15 protein-coding genes and 1 pseudogene are annotated in these 16,029 nt (G+C 76.0%); 6 read left to right on the top strand and 10 right to left on the bottom strand.

Annotated features, from left to right (window positions below; all coding sequences use genetic code 11):
• Positions 1-132 precede the first annotated feature (132 nt).
• Together SM793_RS34540 and SM793_RS34535 are read left to right on the top strand one after the other, a co-directional pair.
• The gene (locus SM793_RS34540) at positions 133-417 is read left to right on the top strand and encodes a DUF427 domain-containing protein (RefSeq protein ID WP_320442290.1); all 285 of its coding nucleotides are present in this window, start codon (positions 133-135) and stop codon (positions 415-417) included.
• 203 nt (positions 418-620) lie between these two features.
• Positions 621-1,631, top strand: coding sequence for a hypothetical protein (locus tag SM793_RS34535; protein ID WP_320442289.1), 1,011 nt, complete (start codon positions 621-623; stop codon positions 1,629-1,631).
• A gap of 109 nt (positions 1,632-1,740) precedes the next feature.
• On the opposite strand, the gene SM793_RS34530 is transcribed toward SM793_RS34535, so the two are convergent.
• From SM793_RS34530 to SM793_RS34510, 5 genes are all read right to left on the bottom strand, one after another.
• Positions 1,741-2,097: a hypothetical protein gene (locus SM793_RS34530; RefSeq protein WP_320442288.1), complete on the bottom strand. Its 357-nt coding sequence runs from the start codon at positions 2,095-2,097 to the stop codon at positions 1,741-1,743.
• A 141-nt stretch (positions 2,098-2,238) separates the two neighbouring features.
• A complete protein-coding gene (locus SM793_RS34525) occupies positions 2,239-2,400 on the bottom strand; it encodes a hypothetical protein (protein ID WP_320442287.1) in 162 nt (53 codons plus the stop codon).
• A gap of 207 nt (positions 2,401-2,607) precedes the next feature.
• Complete coding sequence (locus SM793_RS34520; protein WP_320442286.1) at positions 2,608-3,828, bottom strand: cytochrome P450; 1,221 nt, start codon at positions 3,826-3,828, stop codon at positions 2,608-2,610.
• A 196-nt stretch (positions 3,829-4,024) separates the two neighbouring features.
• Positions 4,025-4,246, bottom strand: coding sequence for a ferredoxin (locus tag SM793_RS34515; protein WP_320442285.1), 222 nt, complete (start codon positions 4,244-4,246; stop codon positions 4,025-4,027).
• Between the two features lie 170 nt (positions 4,247-4,416).
• Positions 4,417-6,066: an ATP-dependent DNA ligase gene (locus SM793_RS34510; RefSeq protein ID WP_320442284.1), complete on the bottom strand. Its 1,650-nt coding sequence runs from the start codon at positions 6,064-6,066 to the stop codon at positions 4,417-4,419.
• Positions 6,067-6,366: 300 nt separating this feature from the next.
• Here SM793_RS34510 and SM793_RS34505 point away from each other — a divergent pair, with 300 nt between their 5' ends.
• From SM793_RS34505 to SM793_RS34495, 3 genes are all read left to right on the top strand, one after another.
• A complete protein-coding gene (locus SM793_RS34505; protein ID WP_320442283.1) occupies positions 6,367-6,927 on the top strand; it encodes a GNAT family N-acetyltransferase in 561 nt (186 codons plus the stop codon).
• A 274-nt stretch (positions 6,928-7,201) separates the two neighbouring features.
• The gene (locus SM793_RS34500; RefSeq protein WP_320442282.1) at positions 7,202-8,242 is read left to right on the top strand and encodes a CAP domain-containing protein; all 1,041 of its coding nucleotides are present in this window, start codon (positions 7,202-7,204) and stop codon (positions 8,240-8,242) included.
• Between the two features lie 229 nt (positions 8,243-8,471).
• On the top strand, positions 8,472-10,136 hold the full coding sequence (locus tag SM793_RS34495) for a sigma-70 family RNA polymerase sigma factor (protein ID WP_320442281.1): 1,665 nt from the start codon (positions 8,472-8,474) through the stop codon (positions 10,134-10,136).
• A gap of 49 nt (positions 10,137-10,185) precedes the next feature.
• Here SM793_RS34495 and SM793_RS34490 read toward each other — a convergent pair whose 3' ends face one another.
• The 4 genes from SM793_RS34490 to SM793_RS34475 form a co-directional block, all read right to left on the bottom strand.
• Complete coding sequence (locus SM793_RS34490; protein ID WP_320442280.1) at positions 10,186-10,434, bottom strand: hypothetical protein; 249 nt, start codon at positions 10,432-10,434, stop codon at positions 10,186-10,188.
• Positions 10,435-10,477: 43 nt separating this feature from the next.
• Positions 10,478-11,485, bottom strand: coding sequence for a hypothetical protein (locus tag SM793_RS34485; RefSeq protein WP_320442279.1), 1,008 nt, complete (start codon positions 11,483-11,485; stop codon positions 10,478-10,480).
• On the bottom strand, positions 11,472-11,993 hold the full coding sequence (locus tag SM793_RS34480) for a SigE family RNA polymerase sigma factor (RefSeq protein WP_320442278.1): 522 nt from the start codon (positions 11,991-11,993) through the stop codon (positions 11,472-11,474). The genes SM793_RS34485 and SM793_RS34480 overlap by 14 nt, the downstream gene beginning before the upstream one ends.
• Positions 11,994-12,601: 608 nt before the next feature.
• Positions 12,602-14,113, bottom strand: coding sequence for a M1 family metallopeptidase (locus tag SM793_RS34475; RefSeq protein WP_320442277.1), 1,512 nt, complete (start codon positions 14,111-14,113; stop codon positions 12,602-12,604).
• Between the two features lie 465 nt (positions 14,114-14,578).
• Here SM793_RS34475 and SM793_RS34470 point away from each other — a divergent pair, with 465 nt between their 5' ends.
• Entirely contained in the window at positions 14,579-15,499 is a 921-nt protein-coding gene (locus tag SM793_RS34470; RefSeq protein WP_320442276.1) for a carbohydrate kinase, read from the top strand.
• An 11-nt stretch (positions 15,500-15,510) separates the two neighbouring features.
• Here SM793_RS34470 and SM793_RS34465 read toward each other — a convergent pair.
• A pseudogene (locus SM793_RS34465) lies at positions 15,511-16,029 on the bottom strand (transposase); the annotation flags it as partial.

Below are 16,029 nucleotides of genomic sequence, written 5' to 3'. Positions count from 1 at the left end.
CCGCCAGACCTCTCGCGGTCGGCTCTCCGCGTTCGGCCCCTCACGTCCGGCCCGTCACACCGGGTGGCCGGATCGTGCCACGCCCCCTGCCGCCCACTGCCGCTTCGGTACCGCGTCGGGCAGACTCCCGCCATGACCACAGCACGCTGGCAGGGCACCGTCGTCGCCGAGAGCGCGGACACCGTCGTCGTCGAGGGAAACCACTACTTTCCGGCCGACTCCGTCCGCCCGGAGTACCTGCGCCCGTCCGACACCACCACCGTCTGCGGCTGGAAGGGCACCGCCGAGTACTACTCGCTCGATGTCGACGGCCGCACCAACCCGGACGCGGCCTGGTTCTACGCCGCCCCCGAGCCCGCGGCCGAGCACATCCGCGGCCGGGTGGCGTTCTGGCGGGGAGTCGAGATCACCGACTGACGGGCACGGCGGCCGAACGGTCGGACGGGCCGCCGGGTCGGGGCGCCGGGTCGGGACGCCGGTTCGGGACGCGGGACCTGGTCGCCGGGTCGGCCCGGCGGGGCGCCGCCGATAGGCCGTAGGGACGATGCCGTGGCCGCCCCGTCGCAGGACCGGGACACCCTCGGAGCGTATTGCCGGGCCACGCCGGGTACGGCCACAGCATGGCAATCTTCAGGAAACCGGGGCGCTCCGGACAGCCCGAGCCCACCCCGGACCGCGTCGCCGACGAGCTGGCCGGCCTGGTCGAGGGACTCGAACCGGGTGCTCCCGGGGCGCCCGCCGAGGGCGAGGCCGGGGAACTCGCCGAGTACCGGGCGGGCGTCGAACGCGGCCGTCGGCGTGGCGCCCAGCTGGTCACCGACATCTCCCGCCGACTCGGCAGCGGCAGCCGGACGGCGGCCAAGGGCGCCGCCTTCGGTGGCCGCGCGCTGGCCGACCAGCTGCTCCAGGCCGCGCCGCGCATCCCCGTCCGCGACCTGGCCACCCTGCGTGCCCAGCACCCCGGCGCCACCGACCCGGAGCAGCTCGCCGACCTGCTGGTCACCGGCGCCGGCCGGGCCTCCAGCGCGCTCGGCGCCGGTGTGGGCGCCGCCGCGATGCTCCCGGTACCGCCCGCGATGGCGGTGGAGATCGCCGCCGAGACGCTCGCCGTGGCGGCCGTCGAGGTGAAGCTGATCGCCGAACTCCACGAGGTCTACGGCCTCCCGGCCCCGGGCACGGCCGCCCAGAAGGCGAGTGCCTATGTCACGGCCTGGGCCAACCGGCGCGGTATCGACGGCTCGCTGCTCGCCAAACCGGCGGGCCTGGCGGCGATGGCACTCGGCAGCGAGGTCCGCCAGCAGGTCCGCCGCCGGCTCACCCGCAGTTCGCTGCGCCGGCTGCCCTCGTTGACCCCGCTGCTGATCGGCGCGGGCATCGGGGCCACGGTCAATCTCCGGGACACCCGCAAGGTCGCGCGCGAGGTCCGCGCGGACCTGCGCGCGCGCCACCCGGTCGACCCCGGGTACTGGGCGGGCGTCGCCCCGGCCCCGCGCCCGGAGAAGGAAGCGGGCAAGGGGCTGGGCAAGGGCCTCGGCAAGGGCCTCGGCAAGGGGCTGGGGAACGGACTGGGGAAGGGGCTGGGCAAAGCACTCGGGAAGGGCGACGGGGCGGAGCCGGGCGAGCGGCCGTGACACTGTCCGTCCGTGACACCCCACGCCCGTGACACTGTCCGCCCATGACACCGCCAGCCCATGACATGGAGCGGCCGACCCCGCCCGGGGCCGGCCGCTCCGTGCTGTGTCAGCCGGCCGGGGCCGCCGGGGCGCGGGAGCCCTTGCCGGCCTTGACGGCGTTCACCATCGCCTGGTGGACGGCCCGCGCGATGGTCTCGTCGGCCGCCGGAACCGGGCTGCCTGCCACCGTGTACCAGTCCAGCGCGCCGGTGTACTGGACGGTGAGCCGCGCCTCGCCGTCCACCCAGGTGGTGTGCACGGTGAGGTCGCCCGAGATCGGGCCGATCTCGACGGTGGTCACCCCGCCCGGTCCGCTGATGATCGACTGGGTGGTCCAGGTGGCCCAGGAGGCCCGGGGATCGACCGGCGGCTCCACCGGCTTTGCCGACCGCCCGGCCGCCGCGTCCTGCTGCTGTTCGGTCATGCGCCCATCCTCTCCGGCCGGCCCGCCGCCGTACTGGCGGCGGCACCGGGGGTCGCGGAGGCCGCCCGCAGATCGGGCGGCCTCGTGGCACGTGTCGGTTACTCGTCGGCGGCTCTTCGCAAACCTGTCGGTCCGGACGGATCAGCCGATCGCCCCCCGTTCATCCTCCGACTCACCCTCCGCCTGGGAGGTGTCCTGGGCGTGCAGGTTCTGCGTCGAGGTGATGCCCTCCTCGGGGTCGGCCGCGCGGACGTCCTCGTCCTGGTCGACGCTCACCTCGGAGCGTGCGCTCATGTCGGTCATCGCGGGCTCCTCCGTCTCCTCGGCCGGCCGGGGCGTCCGGGCCCGCCGCGCTTCGCCGTGGTGGCGGGCGGCCGCCGGGCCGGTGCTCTGTTTCGCACCTCAAGCCTGCCTCCGTGCCCCGGCGAGGGCCAACCGGGCCCGGTCGGCCGCCGGGCATCGTCCGTCGGCCGCCCGCCGCGTGCCGCTCGCGCCGGCACCGCGCGTCGGTCACCACCGGACCGGCAGCGCGCCCAGCCCGTAGATCAGTGCCTCGGTGCGGAACTCCAGCTCCTCCTCCGGCACCGCCAGCCGCAGCCCGGGCAGCCGCCGGAACAGCGTGGCCAGCGCGATCTGCAGCTCCGCCCGGGCCAGCGGCTGACCCAGGCACTGGTGCACCCCGAAGCCGAAGGAGACGTGCCGGCGGGCCTCGCGGTCGAGGTCGACCTCGTCGACGCCGAGGTGGCCCTCGCTGCCGAAGAGCCCGTCGTCCCGGTTGGCGGTCGACAGCATCGCCATCACGCCGTCGCCCGCCCGGATCAGCGTGCCGCCGAGCTCGACGTCCTCCAGCGCGAGCCGGGGGACGCCGGTGTGCACGATGGTGAGCAGCCGCAGCAACTCCTCCACGGCGCCCGGCACCGCCGCCGGATCGGCCAGCCGGGCCACCTGCTCCGGGTGGCGCAGCAGCAGGGCGGTGGAGAGTCCGATCATGTTGGCCGTGGTCTCGTGCCCGGCGACCAGCAGCAGCACCCCGGTCGAGGCGATCTCGCGCGGGGAGAGGTCCTCGCGGGCCACCAGCCGGCTCAGGATGTCGTCCCCGGGCTCGGTCCGCTTGCGTTCGGCGAGCCGGCCCAGGTAGTCCAGCAGCTCGTCCTGCGCCCGGGCCACGTCCCGGTCGTCGGCCTCGGTGGTGAGCAGCAGCCGGCTGTTGGCCTGGAACGCCTCGCGGTCCTCGTACGGGACGCCCAGCAGCAGGCAGATGACGAGGGAGGGCACCGGCAGGGCGAAGTCGGCGACCAGGTCGGCGGGCCCGGCCGGGCCGCCCCGGGCGATCATCCGGTCGAGCGCCTCGTCCACGATCTGCTGGATGCCGGGGCGCATCTCCTCGACCCGCTTGACCAGGAAGTCCCCGGTGACCATCCGGCGCAGCCGGGCGTGCTCGGGGTCGTCGAGGCGGAGGAAGGAGGGGTTGGCGGCGACGAGTTCGCGCCGCCCCTCGGTGAGGAAGGGGAACGCGGGCCGGCGGGCGTCGGCGCTGAACCGGCGGTCCGAGAGCACCGTACGGACCTCCTGGTAGCCGGTCACCAGCCAGCAGGGGGAACCGTCCGGGAGTTCCGCGCGGCTGACCGGGCCGGTGCCGGCGGCCTCGGTGTAGGCGGGCGGCGGCGCGAACGGGCAGGCCGTGTCGTGCCGGGCCGGGATCAGGGTGACGGGGGCGGTGGGTGTGCTCAAGGTGGTCTCCTCGCGTGACAGGTGGGCCCGTGGCAGGCGGTGGAGACGGCGGGCGGGCCGTGGGCCGGACGGCCGCCGCCGGGGCGTCGTCGTCGGGGCGTGGTCGGGGCGTCGTCGTCGGGCGCTCGGCGGGCACTCGTCCCGGGCACCCGTCGGGCACCCGTCGGGCGCTCGGCGTGCGGTCGTCCAGCGGTCGCTAGGCGGCGGTGCGGGCCCCGTCGTCGTCCTCGGTGACGGTGATGGCGCCGCCGGGGCACAGCTCGGCGGCGAGGCGCACATCGGCGAACCGTGGCGCGGGTACGGGGTTCAGGAGGACTCTCACCAGACCGTCCTGATCGTCCTGTTCGAAGACCTCCGGCACGGTCATGACGCACTGGCCGGAGCTGCAGCAGCGGTCCCGTTCGACGTTCACGTTCATCACGGACATCCCTCCCTGGTGTGGCACCGGATCCTCCGGGCCGTGCCGCCCCCGCTGTCGTCGTCAAACTAACCCCGGTTCCCGTCGCACACGAAGAGAGCGTGGCCGCCTCGCACAGAATGGCCGATTTGCCTCTGCTCGTGAACGAGTTTGAGGAAGAAGAAGTTTGATCAGTCGTCAGACGGGATGTCCTGGTCCGGCATCCCCCTCGGTGACGGCTCCGGGAAGCCCTCCGCGGCTGCGATCTCCGCCGCCGTGATCCCGTCCGTGGCCGCCGCGATGCCCTCCGCCGCCGCGATCTCCCGGACGGTCGCGACGGTGTCGGCCTCGGCCGCGCTCTTGTCGGGCCGGTAGCGCACCACCCGGGCGAACCGCAGCGCCAGCCCGGCCGGATAGCGGGGACTGCGCTGGACCCCGTCGAAGGCGATCTCCACGACCAGCTCCGGCCGCACCCGCACCGTCCAGGCGTCCCGGTCGACCTCGCGGGCGAGCAGGGCCTCGGTCTGCCGGGCCAGGGTCTCGTCGGTCAGGCCCTTGAAGGTCTTGCCGAGCATCACCCACGGGCCGAGGCCCGGCTCGCCGCCGGCCCGCGCCCCCAGGTGGAGATTGCTGAGGTAGCCCTGCCGCCGGCCGCTGCCCCACTCGGCGGCCAGCACCACCAGGTCCAGGGTGTGCCGGGGCTTCACCTTGATCCAGCCCGCGCCGCGCCGGCCGGCCCGGTAGCCCGCCGCCGGGTCCTTCACCAGGACTCCTTCGTGGCCGCGCGCCAGCGTGGCCCGGAAGAACGCGAGGGCCTCCTCCCGGTCGCCGGTCTCGGTGCGGGCCACCCGCAGTCCGGCCGGGACGGCCCCGGCCAGCGCGGCCCAGCGCTCCCGGCCGGGCCGGTCCACCAGGTCCTCGCCGTCCTGGTGCAGCAGGTCGAAGAAGTGCGGGCTGAGCGGGACCTCGGCGCGCAGCCGCTCCGGGTCCCGGCGGGCCGCAGTGCGGGCGGCGGTCTCCTGGAAGGGGCGCGGGCGGCCGTCCGGGCCGAGGGCGATCGCCTCGCCGTCCAGGACCGCGGACCGTACGGGGAGCGCCAGCGCGGCCTCCACCACCTCGGGCACCCGGGCGGTGATGTCGTCCAGCGACCGGGTGAAGACCCCGACGTCCCCGCCGTCCCGGTGCACCTGGACCCGGATCCCGTCCAGCTTCCACTCCAGCGCCGCCGGTCCGGGGAGGTGCTCCAGCGCCGCGCCGACGTCCGGCGCCGAGGCCGCCAGCATCGGCCGGACCGGGCGGCCGACCTCCAGCCGGAAGGCGGCCAGCGCGGGTTCCCCGCCGGTCAGCGCGGCCTCGGCGACCGCCCGCGCCGAACCGCGGAACATCAGCGCCCGCCGCACCGTCGTCGCCGCCACCCCGGCGGCCCGGGCGACGGCGTCGGCGACCACCGCGTCCAGGGCCCCCTGGCGGAGGTCGCCGACCAGGACGGCGCGCAGGAAGGACTGCTCGGCCTCGGTGGCGCGCTCGAACAACCCGGTCAGCAGCCGGTGCCGCTCGGCCCGGGCGCCCGCCCCGTGCACGGCCGCGATGGCCTCCAGGACCAGCTCCGTCTCGCGGACTCCCAGCACCGGGCCGGTGGCGGGCGGCGGTAGGTCGCGCAGGGCGGCCGGGCCGAGGCCGGTGCGCAGCCGCTGTGACTCGCCCGAGAGCAGGGTGACGGCCGAGGGCGCCTCGTCGGGGCCCAGCTCGCGCAGGCAGTCGGCCAGCAGCTCGGTCTTGGCCCGGCGGCCGGGCTCGGCGGCCACGGCGCGCGAGGCGAGGGCCAAGCGGCGGAGCAGCATCGGGGGGCCTCCTCGGCGGGCGCGGGGCGGGAACGGCGTGCGGGTGGGCGTCCAGGATCGGTGATGCGGGTCGCCGGCGCGCGGCGGGACGCCAGGTCCGCCGGTCCGGGGCGACTGCCACTCCGTAGCGGATCGGACACGCATTTGGCCGTGCTGTCGATCGGCGCGGATCCGACGGGACGTCATGCTGTCCGGCATCCACCTGTGCACGCGCGGTACCGACCGGGCCGTCGGCCACCGGTTCGCCCACCGGCTTGCACCGGCCGGACCACCCGCCGGACCATCCACGAGGAGCATCCCATGCCGCCGCCCAGCACCACGCTGCCCAGCGCCACGCCGCCCAGCACCACGCCGACCGCCGGGCATTCGACCGCCGGACACCCGACCGCCGGGCACCGGCCCAGCGCGGGCTGGACCGTGGACGCGCCCACGGGCGCCGACTTCGCCGCCTGGCGGGAGCTGTTCCGGGGCTACTGCGACTTCTACCGGGTGCCCATGCCGGAGGAGAAGGCCGAGCTGGTCTGGTCGTGGCTCACCGACCCGGCGCACGAGCTGGACGGCCTGCTGGTGCGCGACAGCGACGGTACCCCGGTCGGGCTGGCGCACTACCGGCCGTTCGTCCGTCCGCTGCACGGAGCGGTGGCCGGCTTCCTCGACGACCTGTTCGTGGCCCCCGCCGCGCGCGGAGCCGGAGCGGTCGACCTCCTCCTCGCCCGGCTGCGCGCGATCGCGGCCGAGCGAGGCTGGAACACCGTGCGCTGGATCACCGCCGACGACAACCACCGGGCCCGCAGCAAGTACGACCAGGTCGCCACCCGGACCATGTTCGTCACCTACGACATGGCTCCGGCCGACGCCTGACCGTCCCGCCACCCCGCCCCGCCACCTCGTCCTGCCGTCGTCCCGCCGCCCGCCCGCCCGGGCGCCGCGCCGCCCCGCGGGGGCGCCGGTCCACCGTGCCCGTGGGGGCCGACGGACCAGGCCGGGATGCGGCATCATGGCCGACCGCCGTCCCGCCGGTTCGTTCGGAAATCAGTTCGCACTTTTCTGTTATCCGCCCACCGCTCCGTGGTCTCCCAGGTGTCGGCACCCGTCCGACCGATCCGACCGACCAGAACACAGGAAGCGTGCGCAGGTGAACAGCGAAGACCGCACCACCGTCCTCCCCGCGACCGGGCGTCCCGCGGGTGCCGAGGGGCGCGCCGCGCGGCGCGCCGCCGAACGGCGCCACGGCCACGGCCGGCGCCGCCGCCGGGGCGGGATGGGACCGATGATGGCCGTGGCCGCGGCCGTCGCCGGCACGAGCGTGATCGCCGCGCTGACCGGCGCCGGGTACGCGGTGTTCCGGGGCGAGGAGGGCAGCGACAACGGCTCGCAGGCCGTGGCGTACGAGCCGCTGGTCGCCGCCGAGGCCGGGGACGCGAACGGCATCCAGGTGCCCGGCGCGGGCGGCGCGCCGGTCCAGGACCAGGCCCCGGGCGACCAGACCCCGGGTGACCAGGCCCACGCCGCCACGGCCACCCCGCCGCCCAGCACCGCCCCGGCGACGCCCACCGCCTCGGCCACCACCCCGGGGCACACCGCCTCCGCGGCCCCGGCCACCGCGTCCGGGACGCCGCGCAACCCGGCCGCGAGTGCCGGTACCGCTCCCGGCAGTACGGCGGGCGCTCCCGAGCCGGGGAAGCCGACCGCCGCCCCCACCACCGCCCCCGCGACGGCGCCCACCACGGCCAAGCCCTCGCCGACCGCTCCGCGTCCGACCGCGACCACCGCGCCGGGCGGTTCGTCGAACAGCTCCTTCGCCCAGCAGGTGGCGGACCTGGTCAACGACCGGCGTTCGCAGGCCGGTTGCGGGCCGCTCACGGTGGACCCCAAGCTCACCGCCGCCGCCCAGGTCCACAGCGACGACATGGCCGACCGCAACTTCTTCGACCACGCCAGCCCCGAGGGCTACCACGCGGACCACCGCATCGAGGCGGCCGGCTACCGCTGGAGCAGCTGGGGCGAGAACATCGCGCGCGGGCAGAAGGACCCGGCGGCGGTGATGGAGTCGTGGATGAACAGCCCCGGCCACCGCGCCAACATCCTCAACTGCTCCTTCAAGCAGATCGGCGTCGGCGTCCGGACCGGTTCCGGCGGGCCCTGGTGGACCCAGGTCTTCGCCTCGCCGTCCTGACCCCCGAGCGCTCCGGCCGTCGGCGGCCCGGCGCTCTCGGGTGCTCACCTTCCGAGGAGCCACCGAGGAGCCACCGGGGAGCCACCGTTCGGGCCCGCACGGGCCCGGCCGGTGGCCTCGCCGTCCGCCGATTTTCCGAATCCGCGCGAATTGTTGTTATCTGAGCACTCCCCAGCGGTCTCCGAGGAGGCAGTGGCGGACGGACGACAGCCGGACGGAGTGCGGACCCATGAACGTTGACGTGCAGAACAGGGCCGGGACGACCCTCGTGCGCGCGGCCCAGGCGGGCGACGCGCAGGCGCGCGAGGCGCTGGTCGCGGCCTGGTTCCCGTTGGTCTACAACGTCGCCGGCCGGGCGCTGAACGGCCACGCCGACGTGGACGACATCGCGCAGGAGACCATGATCCGGGCCCTCGACGGCCTGGAGGGGCTGCGCGACCCGGGCGCGTTCCGGTCCTGGCTGGTGGCGATCACCATGAACCAGGTCCGCAGTCGGTCGACCGGCCAGCAGCAGGCGGCCGTCGGCGGTCTGGACGAGAGCTGGGAGCTGGCCGACCCGCGCGCGGACTTCACCGACCTCACCATTCTCCGGCTCGGCCTCTCCGGCCAGCGCCGGGAGGTCGCCGAGGCCACCCGCTGGCTGGACCCGGACGACAAGGAACTGCTCGCCCTGTGGTGGCTGGAGGCCTCCGGCGAACTCACCCGCGCCGAACTCGCCGAGGCGCTCGACCTGACGCCGCAGCACACCGCCGTCCGCGTCCAACGGATGAAGAAGCAGTTGGAGGCCGGCCGGGTGGTGGTCCGGGCGCTCACCGCCTACCCCCGCTGCCCGGAGCTCGCCGAGGTGACGACCGGCTGGGACGGCATGCCGAACTCGGTCTGGCGCAAGCGCATAGCCCGCCACATCCGCGGCTGCCGGCCCTGTGACGGTTTGGGGCGCGACCTGTTCCCGGCGGAGGGGCTGCTGGCCGGACTGGCGCTGGTCCCGGTGCCGATGGACACGCCGAGCGGGCTCGCGTTCCAGGCGGCCGGAGCCACGGCCGGCACGCCGGGCGCCGGCTCCGGTGGGGTCCCCGGCGACGGCGGCACGGCCGGAGGCTCCACCGGCGGGTCCACCGGTGCGGGCTCCGGCGGTACTCCGCCCACCGGTGCCGGTACTCCGCCCACCGACCCGGCCGGCGGACCGGGCGGTTGGACGGACCTTGCCCGCCGCAGGAGCGTGCTGGCGGGCGGGACGGCGGTGGTGCTCGCGGCGGCGACGCTCGCGATGGTCTGGCCCCAGCCCTCGCTGCCGTCCGGGCCCGCGCCGGAGCCGACCGCTCCGGCCAGTGCCCCGGACGCCCCGCTGCCGCAGGCCGCCTCCGTCGTGCCGCCGACGCAGACGCCGGAGACCGCGCCGCCCGCTCCGGTCACGGTCGCCCCGGTCGAGGTGCCGCCCGTGCCGAGCGGCCCGGCGGCGGCCACCCCGACCGCGACCCCGGCCGCCGCCCGGCCGACCACGACCCCGCCGAGCCTGGAGCGACAACTGGTCGACCTGGTCAACACGGAGCGGGGCCGGCGCGGCTGCGGTCCGCTGCGGATCGACCCCAAGCTGCACGCGGCCGCCCAGAAGCACTCCGAGGACATGGTCGCCCGGAACTTCTTCGACCACCTCGCCCCCGACGGCACCCGGGCGGACGCCCGGCTCAATGCCGCCGGCTACCGCTGGTCGCAGTGGGGCGAGAACCTCGACCGGGGCCCGAGCGCCCCGGCGGTGGTGTTCTCCCGCTGGATGGACGGCGGCATCCACCAGTCCAACATGCTGGACTGCGCGTTCAAGGACGTCGGCATCGGTGTGACCACCGGCCCGGCCGGCCTCTACTGGACCCAGGACCTGGGCGCCCCGCTCGGCTGACGCCGTCGGGCCGTTCCGCTCGGTCGGCCGAGCGGGGCCGGCTGCTCCGTCAGGACGGGAGGCCGATCAGCCCCGGGGCCTCGCCCGTGACATGGCCGGTCGCCTGGCCGACCACGCCGCCGGCGTCGCCGACCTGCCCCGGGAGCGCGTCCGAGGCCGAGGCCAGGGGCCCGCTCTGGAGCGGTCCGGCCAGATCGCCCTGGCCGCCGAGGGCGGCGGCGTGGGCGGCGGGAGCGGTCAGGGAGGCCACGACGCCGACGGCGAGCGAGGCGACGGCCAGCATGCTGCGCTTCTTCATGCCCCGTCCAACGAGGCTCCGCCACCCGGGTTACGGGAGGCCGTCAGCCCGCCGAGAAGATCGGGCTGTCCGCCGCCGACCCGAACAGGCGCACCGAGGAGGTGAGCCCGTACAGCGTGCTCATGGTCTCCTGCGTCGGGCGCCGCAGACAGGCCGACAACTCCACGATCTCCGCCCGCCCGTTCGGGATGACCACCTGCTGCGCGCGCAGCTGCCGGGTGCCGCCGTCGGTCGCGCAGTCCTTGTCGATCTCGGAGTCCCGGAGCAGCACCGACCGGCTCGCGGCATCGGTGGCCAGTTTCTCGTCCCGGACCACCCGCACCGAGACGATCACCGAGTTGTCGATCAGCCCCCCGGCGGCGAGACACACGGACTGCTGCACGCCGTTGCGGATCGGGCAGGCCTGCTCCAGGGTCAGCTGCTGGGGGGAGATGTAGCCGACGGACTCGGCCCGTTCGGGCGTGGCGACGAGGGTGAGGTCGAACCAGGTGTTCGGCACGTCGATGATCACCCCGTCCAGCAGGGTGAACCGGGTCGGCCGGATCGGACCGGTCCCGTCGCCCGCCGGGTCGTCCGTCACGCCGCCGTCGGCTCCCACGCTCGGGGAGGCCGTCGGTACGGGGCCGTTCCGGTCGCCCGAGCCCGGGCCGGGCGAGGCGCTCGCCGAGGCTTCGGGGGAGCCGGCGGGCGCCCCGGCCGGTGAACCGGCGGGCGGGATCGCGCCGAGGGCCGGTCCCGAGGCGGCGGGGCCGAGCACGGTGCCCGTCGGACCGGGCGCGAGCGCCGGGGCGGCGGCCAGCACGGCCGCGGTCAGGCCGACCGCGAGTCCGGCCGCGAGGGCCGCCCGCCGTCGGCGCCGCCGGGCCAGAAAGGCCCGCGCCAGCACCCGCTCCATCCGGTCCGCGGGCGCCGGCAGGTGGGGCGCGGCCAACTGGAGCAGCACCCGCAGCTCGTCCGCCACCTCGTGGTCGTCGGCCACCGCCCGGTCCAGAGCCGCCTCACGGTCGAGGGCCGCCTCGCGCTCCCACGCGGCGAAGTCATGCTCCGTCACGACGGCCCCCGTCCAGCAGCAGTTCCCTGGCCGGAAGCTTGCTCCGCAGCGATTGCAGGGCGCGGTGCGTCTGGCTCTTGACGGTGCCCGTGGTGCAGCCCAGCGCCTCGGCGGTGTCCTCCACACTGAGGTCCTCGAAGAACCTCAGCACCACCACGGCCCGCTGCCGGGCCGGGAGCGCCCGCACCGCGGCGGCGACCACCTGGCCGGTCACCACCTCGTCGAACGGGTCCGCGACCGTCGGCGGCTCCGGCAGCCGGTCGTGCGGCAGCTCGCCCTGCCAGCGGCGGCGCCACCAGGAGACGTGCGAGTTCACCAGCACCCGGCGGACGTACGCCTCGGGCCGGTCGATCGAGACCTGTTCCCAGCGCGGCCAGACCTTGGCCAGGGCCGTCTGGAGCAGGTCCTCGGCCAGGTACGGGTCGCCGGTCAGCAGCCACGCCATCCTGAGCAGCCGAGGGCTGCGGGCGGCGACGAACTCCTCGAAGTCCGGTCTCGCTTCGCTCATCCCGACGCCCCCGCCATGCTGCTCCCGCCACCGTCTCCGTCGTCCGCGCCGCCAGGTCGGTGGCGGCGGTCCTGCCGGTCGGCCGCGGCCGCCGGGTCCTCGCTCTCGTTCTCACGGCTGCTGAACGCGCTGGGGCCAGGGCCGGGTTGCCTGTCCGACCGGTCTATTTTCGCGGGTGGCCAGGTCGGGGCCCACAGCGGGGTCGGCCGGGGCGGGCCCGCGACGGCCCCACCGGCCCGGCACGGAGGGCGGGCACGGGAGCGGGCACGGGAGCGGGTGCGAGAGCGGCACGGGTCGGCACGACCCGGCACGGGTCCGGCGCGAACGCTGGACGGCCCGCGAGCCGGCCGGGACTCGGCCGGGCGGCGAGCGGGCCGTGGTCACCACGATCCGCTCGCCACCGGCACCCGCCAAGGGCGCGCGAAGGGCGCCCGGGCGCACCGGCCGGGCGTGCCGGGTGAGGCCCGGCTCCGGCCCCGCGCCGGTCCACTCCCCGGCCGACCCCGGTCGTCGCCGGCCCGCTCTCCGCCCGCTCTACGGCCGTCGCCGGCCCGCTGCCCGGTCCGCTCCCCGGCCGCTCTCCGGTCCACCGGCGCGGCCGACCGCCGTCAGAGCGTCCCGGAGCCCTTCGGCGCACCTCCCGTCCGCCGTGCGGCGCCCGGATCGACCGGATCCACCGTCCAGTCGGGGTGCCCCGGCATGGGCGGGGTCCGCTCGCCGTAGAGCCAGTCGCACAGGAAGCCGCCGAGCGACTGCCCGGACACCTCGTCCGCCGTGCGCAGGAAGTCCGCGGTGGTGGCGGCGCCGTTCCGGTGCCGCCGCAGGAAGGCCCGCTCGATCCGGTCGAACACCTCGGCCCCGACCCGCTCCCGCAGCGCGAACAGCACCAGCGCGCCGCCGGTGTACCGCTGGCTGTCGAACAGCGTCGCGGCGGTCGGCGCGGCCACCGGCCCGGAGTCGTGCCGCCACTGGTCGCCCTGGGCGTAGACGCTCCGCATCCGGTCGGCGAGGGTGGTGAAACCGCCGGAGTCCGGCCAGCCGCGCTCGTAGCGGTACATCAGACCGTAGAAGTCGGCGTGGCCCTCGTTCAGCCAGAGGTCGGCCCAGGTGCCCGGGGTGACGCTGTTCCCGAACCACGAGTGGACCAGCTCGTGCATCATGTGCGAGCCGATCTGCTGCTCCGGCTGGCGCAGGAAGTTCGGCTTGTAGAGCGTGAGCGTCTGCGTCTCCAAACCGGTGAAGTCGAACGCCGCCGGGTCGTCGGTGTCGGCCGGCAGCAGCCCGTACGTCTCGAACGGGAACGGTCCGAGGTGCTGCTCGGCCCAGCCCAGCTGACCGGGGGTCAGGGCGAGGGCGGGCTCCAGGTCGGCCGCCCGCGCGGTGGGCACGACGTCGCGCAGCGGCAGCCCGCCGGGGCCCTGGCGCTCACGGACCGTGTAGCGGCCCACCGAGACCTGGAGCAGCTCGGTCGCCATCGGCTCGCGCGACCGGTAGCGCCGGGTGGTGGTGCCGTCGGCGTGCGGCTCGGTGGCGGTCGGCAGGCCGTTGGCCACCCCGTACAGCTCGTCCGGCGCGGTGACGGCGACGGTGAACCGGGCCTTGTCGCCCGGCCGGTCGTTGCACGGGAACACGGTGTGCGCGCCGTCCGGCTGGCCGGCCACCGCGAAGCCGTCGGGCGTCACGACCCAGCCCGTGTGGGGCAGCGCGGCCCGCGGGTCGGCCGTGTACCCGACCTCGACCCGCAGTGCGGCCCCGGCCCGGACCGGCCGCGCCGGGACCACGGTCAGCTTCTCGTCGTGCGTCCGGAAGCCGGCCGGGCGCCCGTCGACCCGGACCTCGTGCACGTCCAGGCCGAGCGCGTCCAGCTCCAGGCTGGGCAGCGCCGTGCGGGCGCGGGCGGTCATCGCCATGGTGGCGTCGACCGTCCTGGTCGCGGGGCGGTAGGTGAAGGCGAGGTCGTAGGAGTGGGCGTCGTAGTCGGTGGTGCCGAGCGCGGGGAAGACCGGGTCCCCGGCCGCCGGCGGACCCGCCCCCGGGCCGTCCGCGGCGGCCGGGGCCAGGCCGAGCGGTACCGCCGCGAGCGCGAGCGCGGCGGCGAGGACGGAACGGTGCCAGGACAAGGCGATCACCTCTCTCGTGTCGGAGGGTCCGCGCCGGTCCCGGCAGGCCCGGTTCCGGTGAGCGATCTTCCGGGCACGGACCGTAGCAGAGCCCTCCGACAGTCCCCGCCCCGCACCGCTCCGACCTGCGCGAACCGCCCCCGACCCGTCGGCCCCGGGCCGGGCGACACGCGGCCGTCCCCCGGACGGACCACCATGGTGGCCGAGCGGCCGCACGGTGTCATACCTTCGAAGAGCCCCACCCCCTGACGGGCGGGGCCACGGCCGTCGGAGAACCTGGCCAGGTCCGGCGGCCGTACTCATGCCCGCGTGCGGAGCGATGCCCGCCGCGTCCGCTCCGCACGCGCGCACCCCTTCCGGCCGTGCGCACCGCTCCTCCCTGCCCCGCCGGCCACCTCGTAGGCTGGGCAGCCGCGCCGGCCGCCCGCAGTCCCGCCGGCGCACCGGACCGGCAGGAGCAGCCCCGTGACCAGCCCGCACTTCGTGGTGATCGGCGAGTGCGTCGCCGACGTCGTCCGCACCGACGGCGCGCCCGACGTCGTCCACCCGGGCGGCAGCCCGGCCAACGTCGCCTACGGGCTGGCCCGGCTGGGCGAGCCCGTCGCGCTGCTCACCCAGCTCGCCGACGACCCGTACGGCCGGCTGATCCGCGCGCACCTGGAGTCCGCCGGCGTCGCCCTGCTGTCCGGGGCGGAGGCGGCGGAATCGGCGGAGGCGGCGGGCACCTGGCGCACTCCGTCGGCGGTCGTGCGGCTGGACGAGCGGGGGCGGGCGCACTACACCTTCGACATCGGCTGGACCCTCCCGCCGGTCGAACTGCCCTACCCGCCCGGGCACCTGCACATCGGTTCGATCGCCGCCGTCACCGGACCGGGAGCGGCGGCCGTGCTCGCCCTGGTCGAGCGCTGGCGCGGCCGGGCCGGCGTGAGCTACGACCCGAACGTGCGGCCCGCGCTGATGGGCGAGCACGGCGAGGCCGTCCGCCGGGTGGAGCGCTGTGTGGCGCTCGGCGACCTGGTCAAGGCCAGCGACGAGGACCTCGCCTGGCTCTACCCCGGCCAGGACCCGGAGGAGGTGGCCCGGCACTGGCTCGGCCTCGGTCCGGCCACCGTCGCGGTCACCCGCGGACCGGCCGGCGCCTTCGCGCTGACCGCCGACGGCCGCCGCGCCGAGGCACCCGCCCGCACGGTCGAGGTCGCGGACACGGTGGGCGCGGGTGACGCCTTCACCGCCGCCCTCCTGCACGCCCGCCACACCGGCGCGAGCCTGGACACCGCCCTCGCCCGCGCCACGGCCGCGGCCACCCTGACGGTGACCCGCCCCGGCGCGACCCCGCCCGACGCGGCCGAACTGGCCTCGGCCCTCGGCCCAGAAAGTGTCGGGTAACTGGCCGACTGCTCGTTGTTGAGGTCGTCGGCGAGGCGGCGGGCTGCTTCGGTCTCGATGGGGCCGCGTGGTTCGATGTCCTCGCCGGCGAGGCGGGCGGCCATGAGGCGGATCATGGCGACCTTGATCATCGCTTCGGCGTGCGCGGTCTTGCGCCCGTAGTCCCGTGCCACTGTCCGCACCGTCCCGGCCAGGAGAATGTCCGCTCGACCACCCACCTGCGGGGCGGCACCCGGAAGCCTTTCACATCGGCGTTGCGGGGCACTGCCAGGATCGTCAGGTTCTCGCGTTCGGAGGCCCGGCCGACGAGTCCGGGGTCGACCGCGTTGACGTGGCCACCGTCGGCCCAGGCCAGCCCGACCTGCGGAAACAGGTTTTCGGATGCCTGTGAGGACCAGCTTCGCGCCCGCCCGGTCCTGGACGGAGGCCGAGTGTACGACCGCCCGCGGTACGAGTCCGCAGCTGTCCACCAACAGGTGTCGCTCGCGGCCCCGCACGCGCTTGCCGGCGTCGTGGCCGATCGCCTGGCC

Source organism: Kitasatospora purpeofusca (assembly GCF_034043715.1).
Lineage (GTDB): Bacteria > Actinomycetota > Actinomycetes > Streptomycetales > Streptomycetaceae > Kitasatospora > Kitasatospora purpeofusca_A.
Note: the sequence above shows the minus strand (reverse complement) of the source record. Positions and strands in the feature narration are given on the sequence as shown.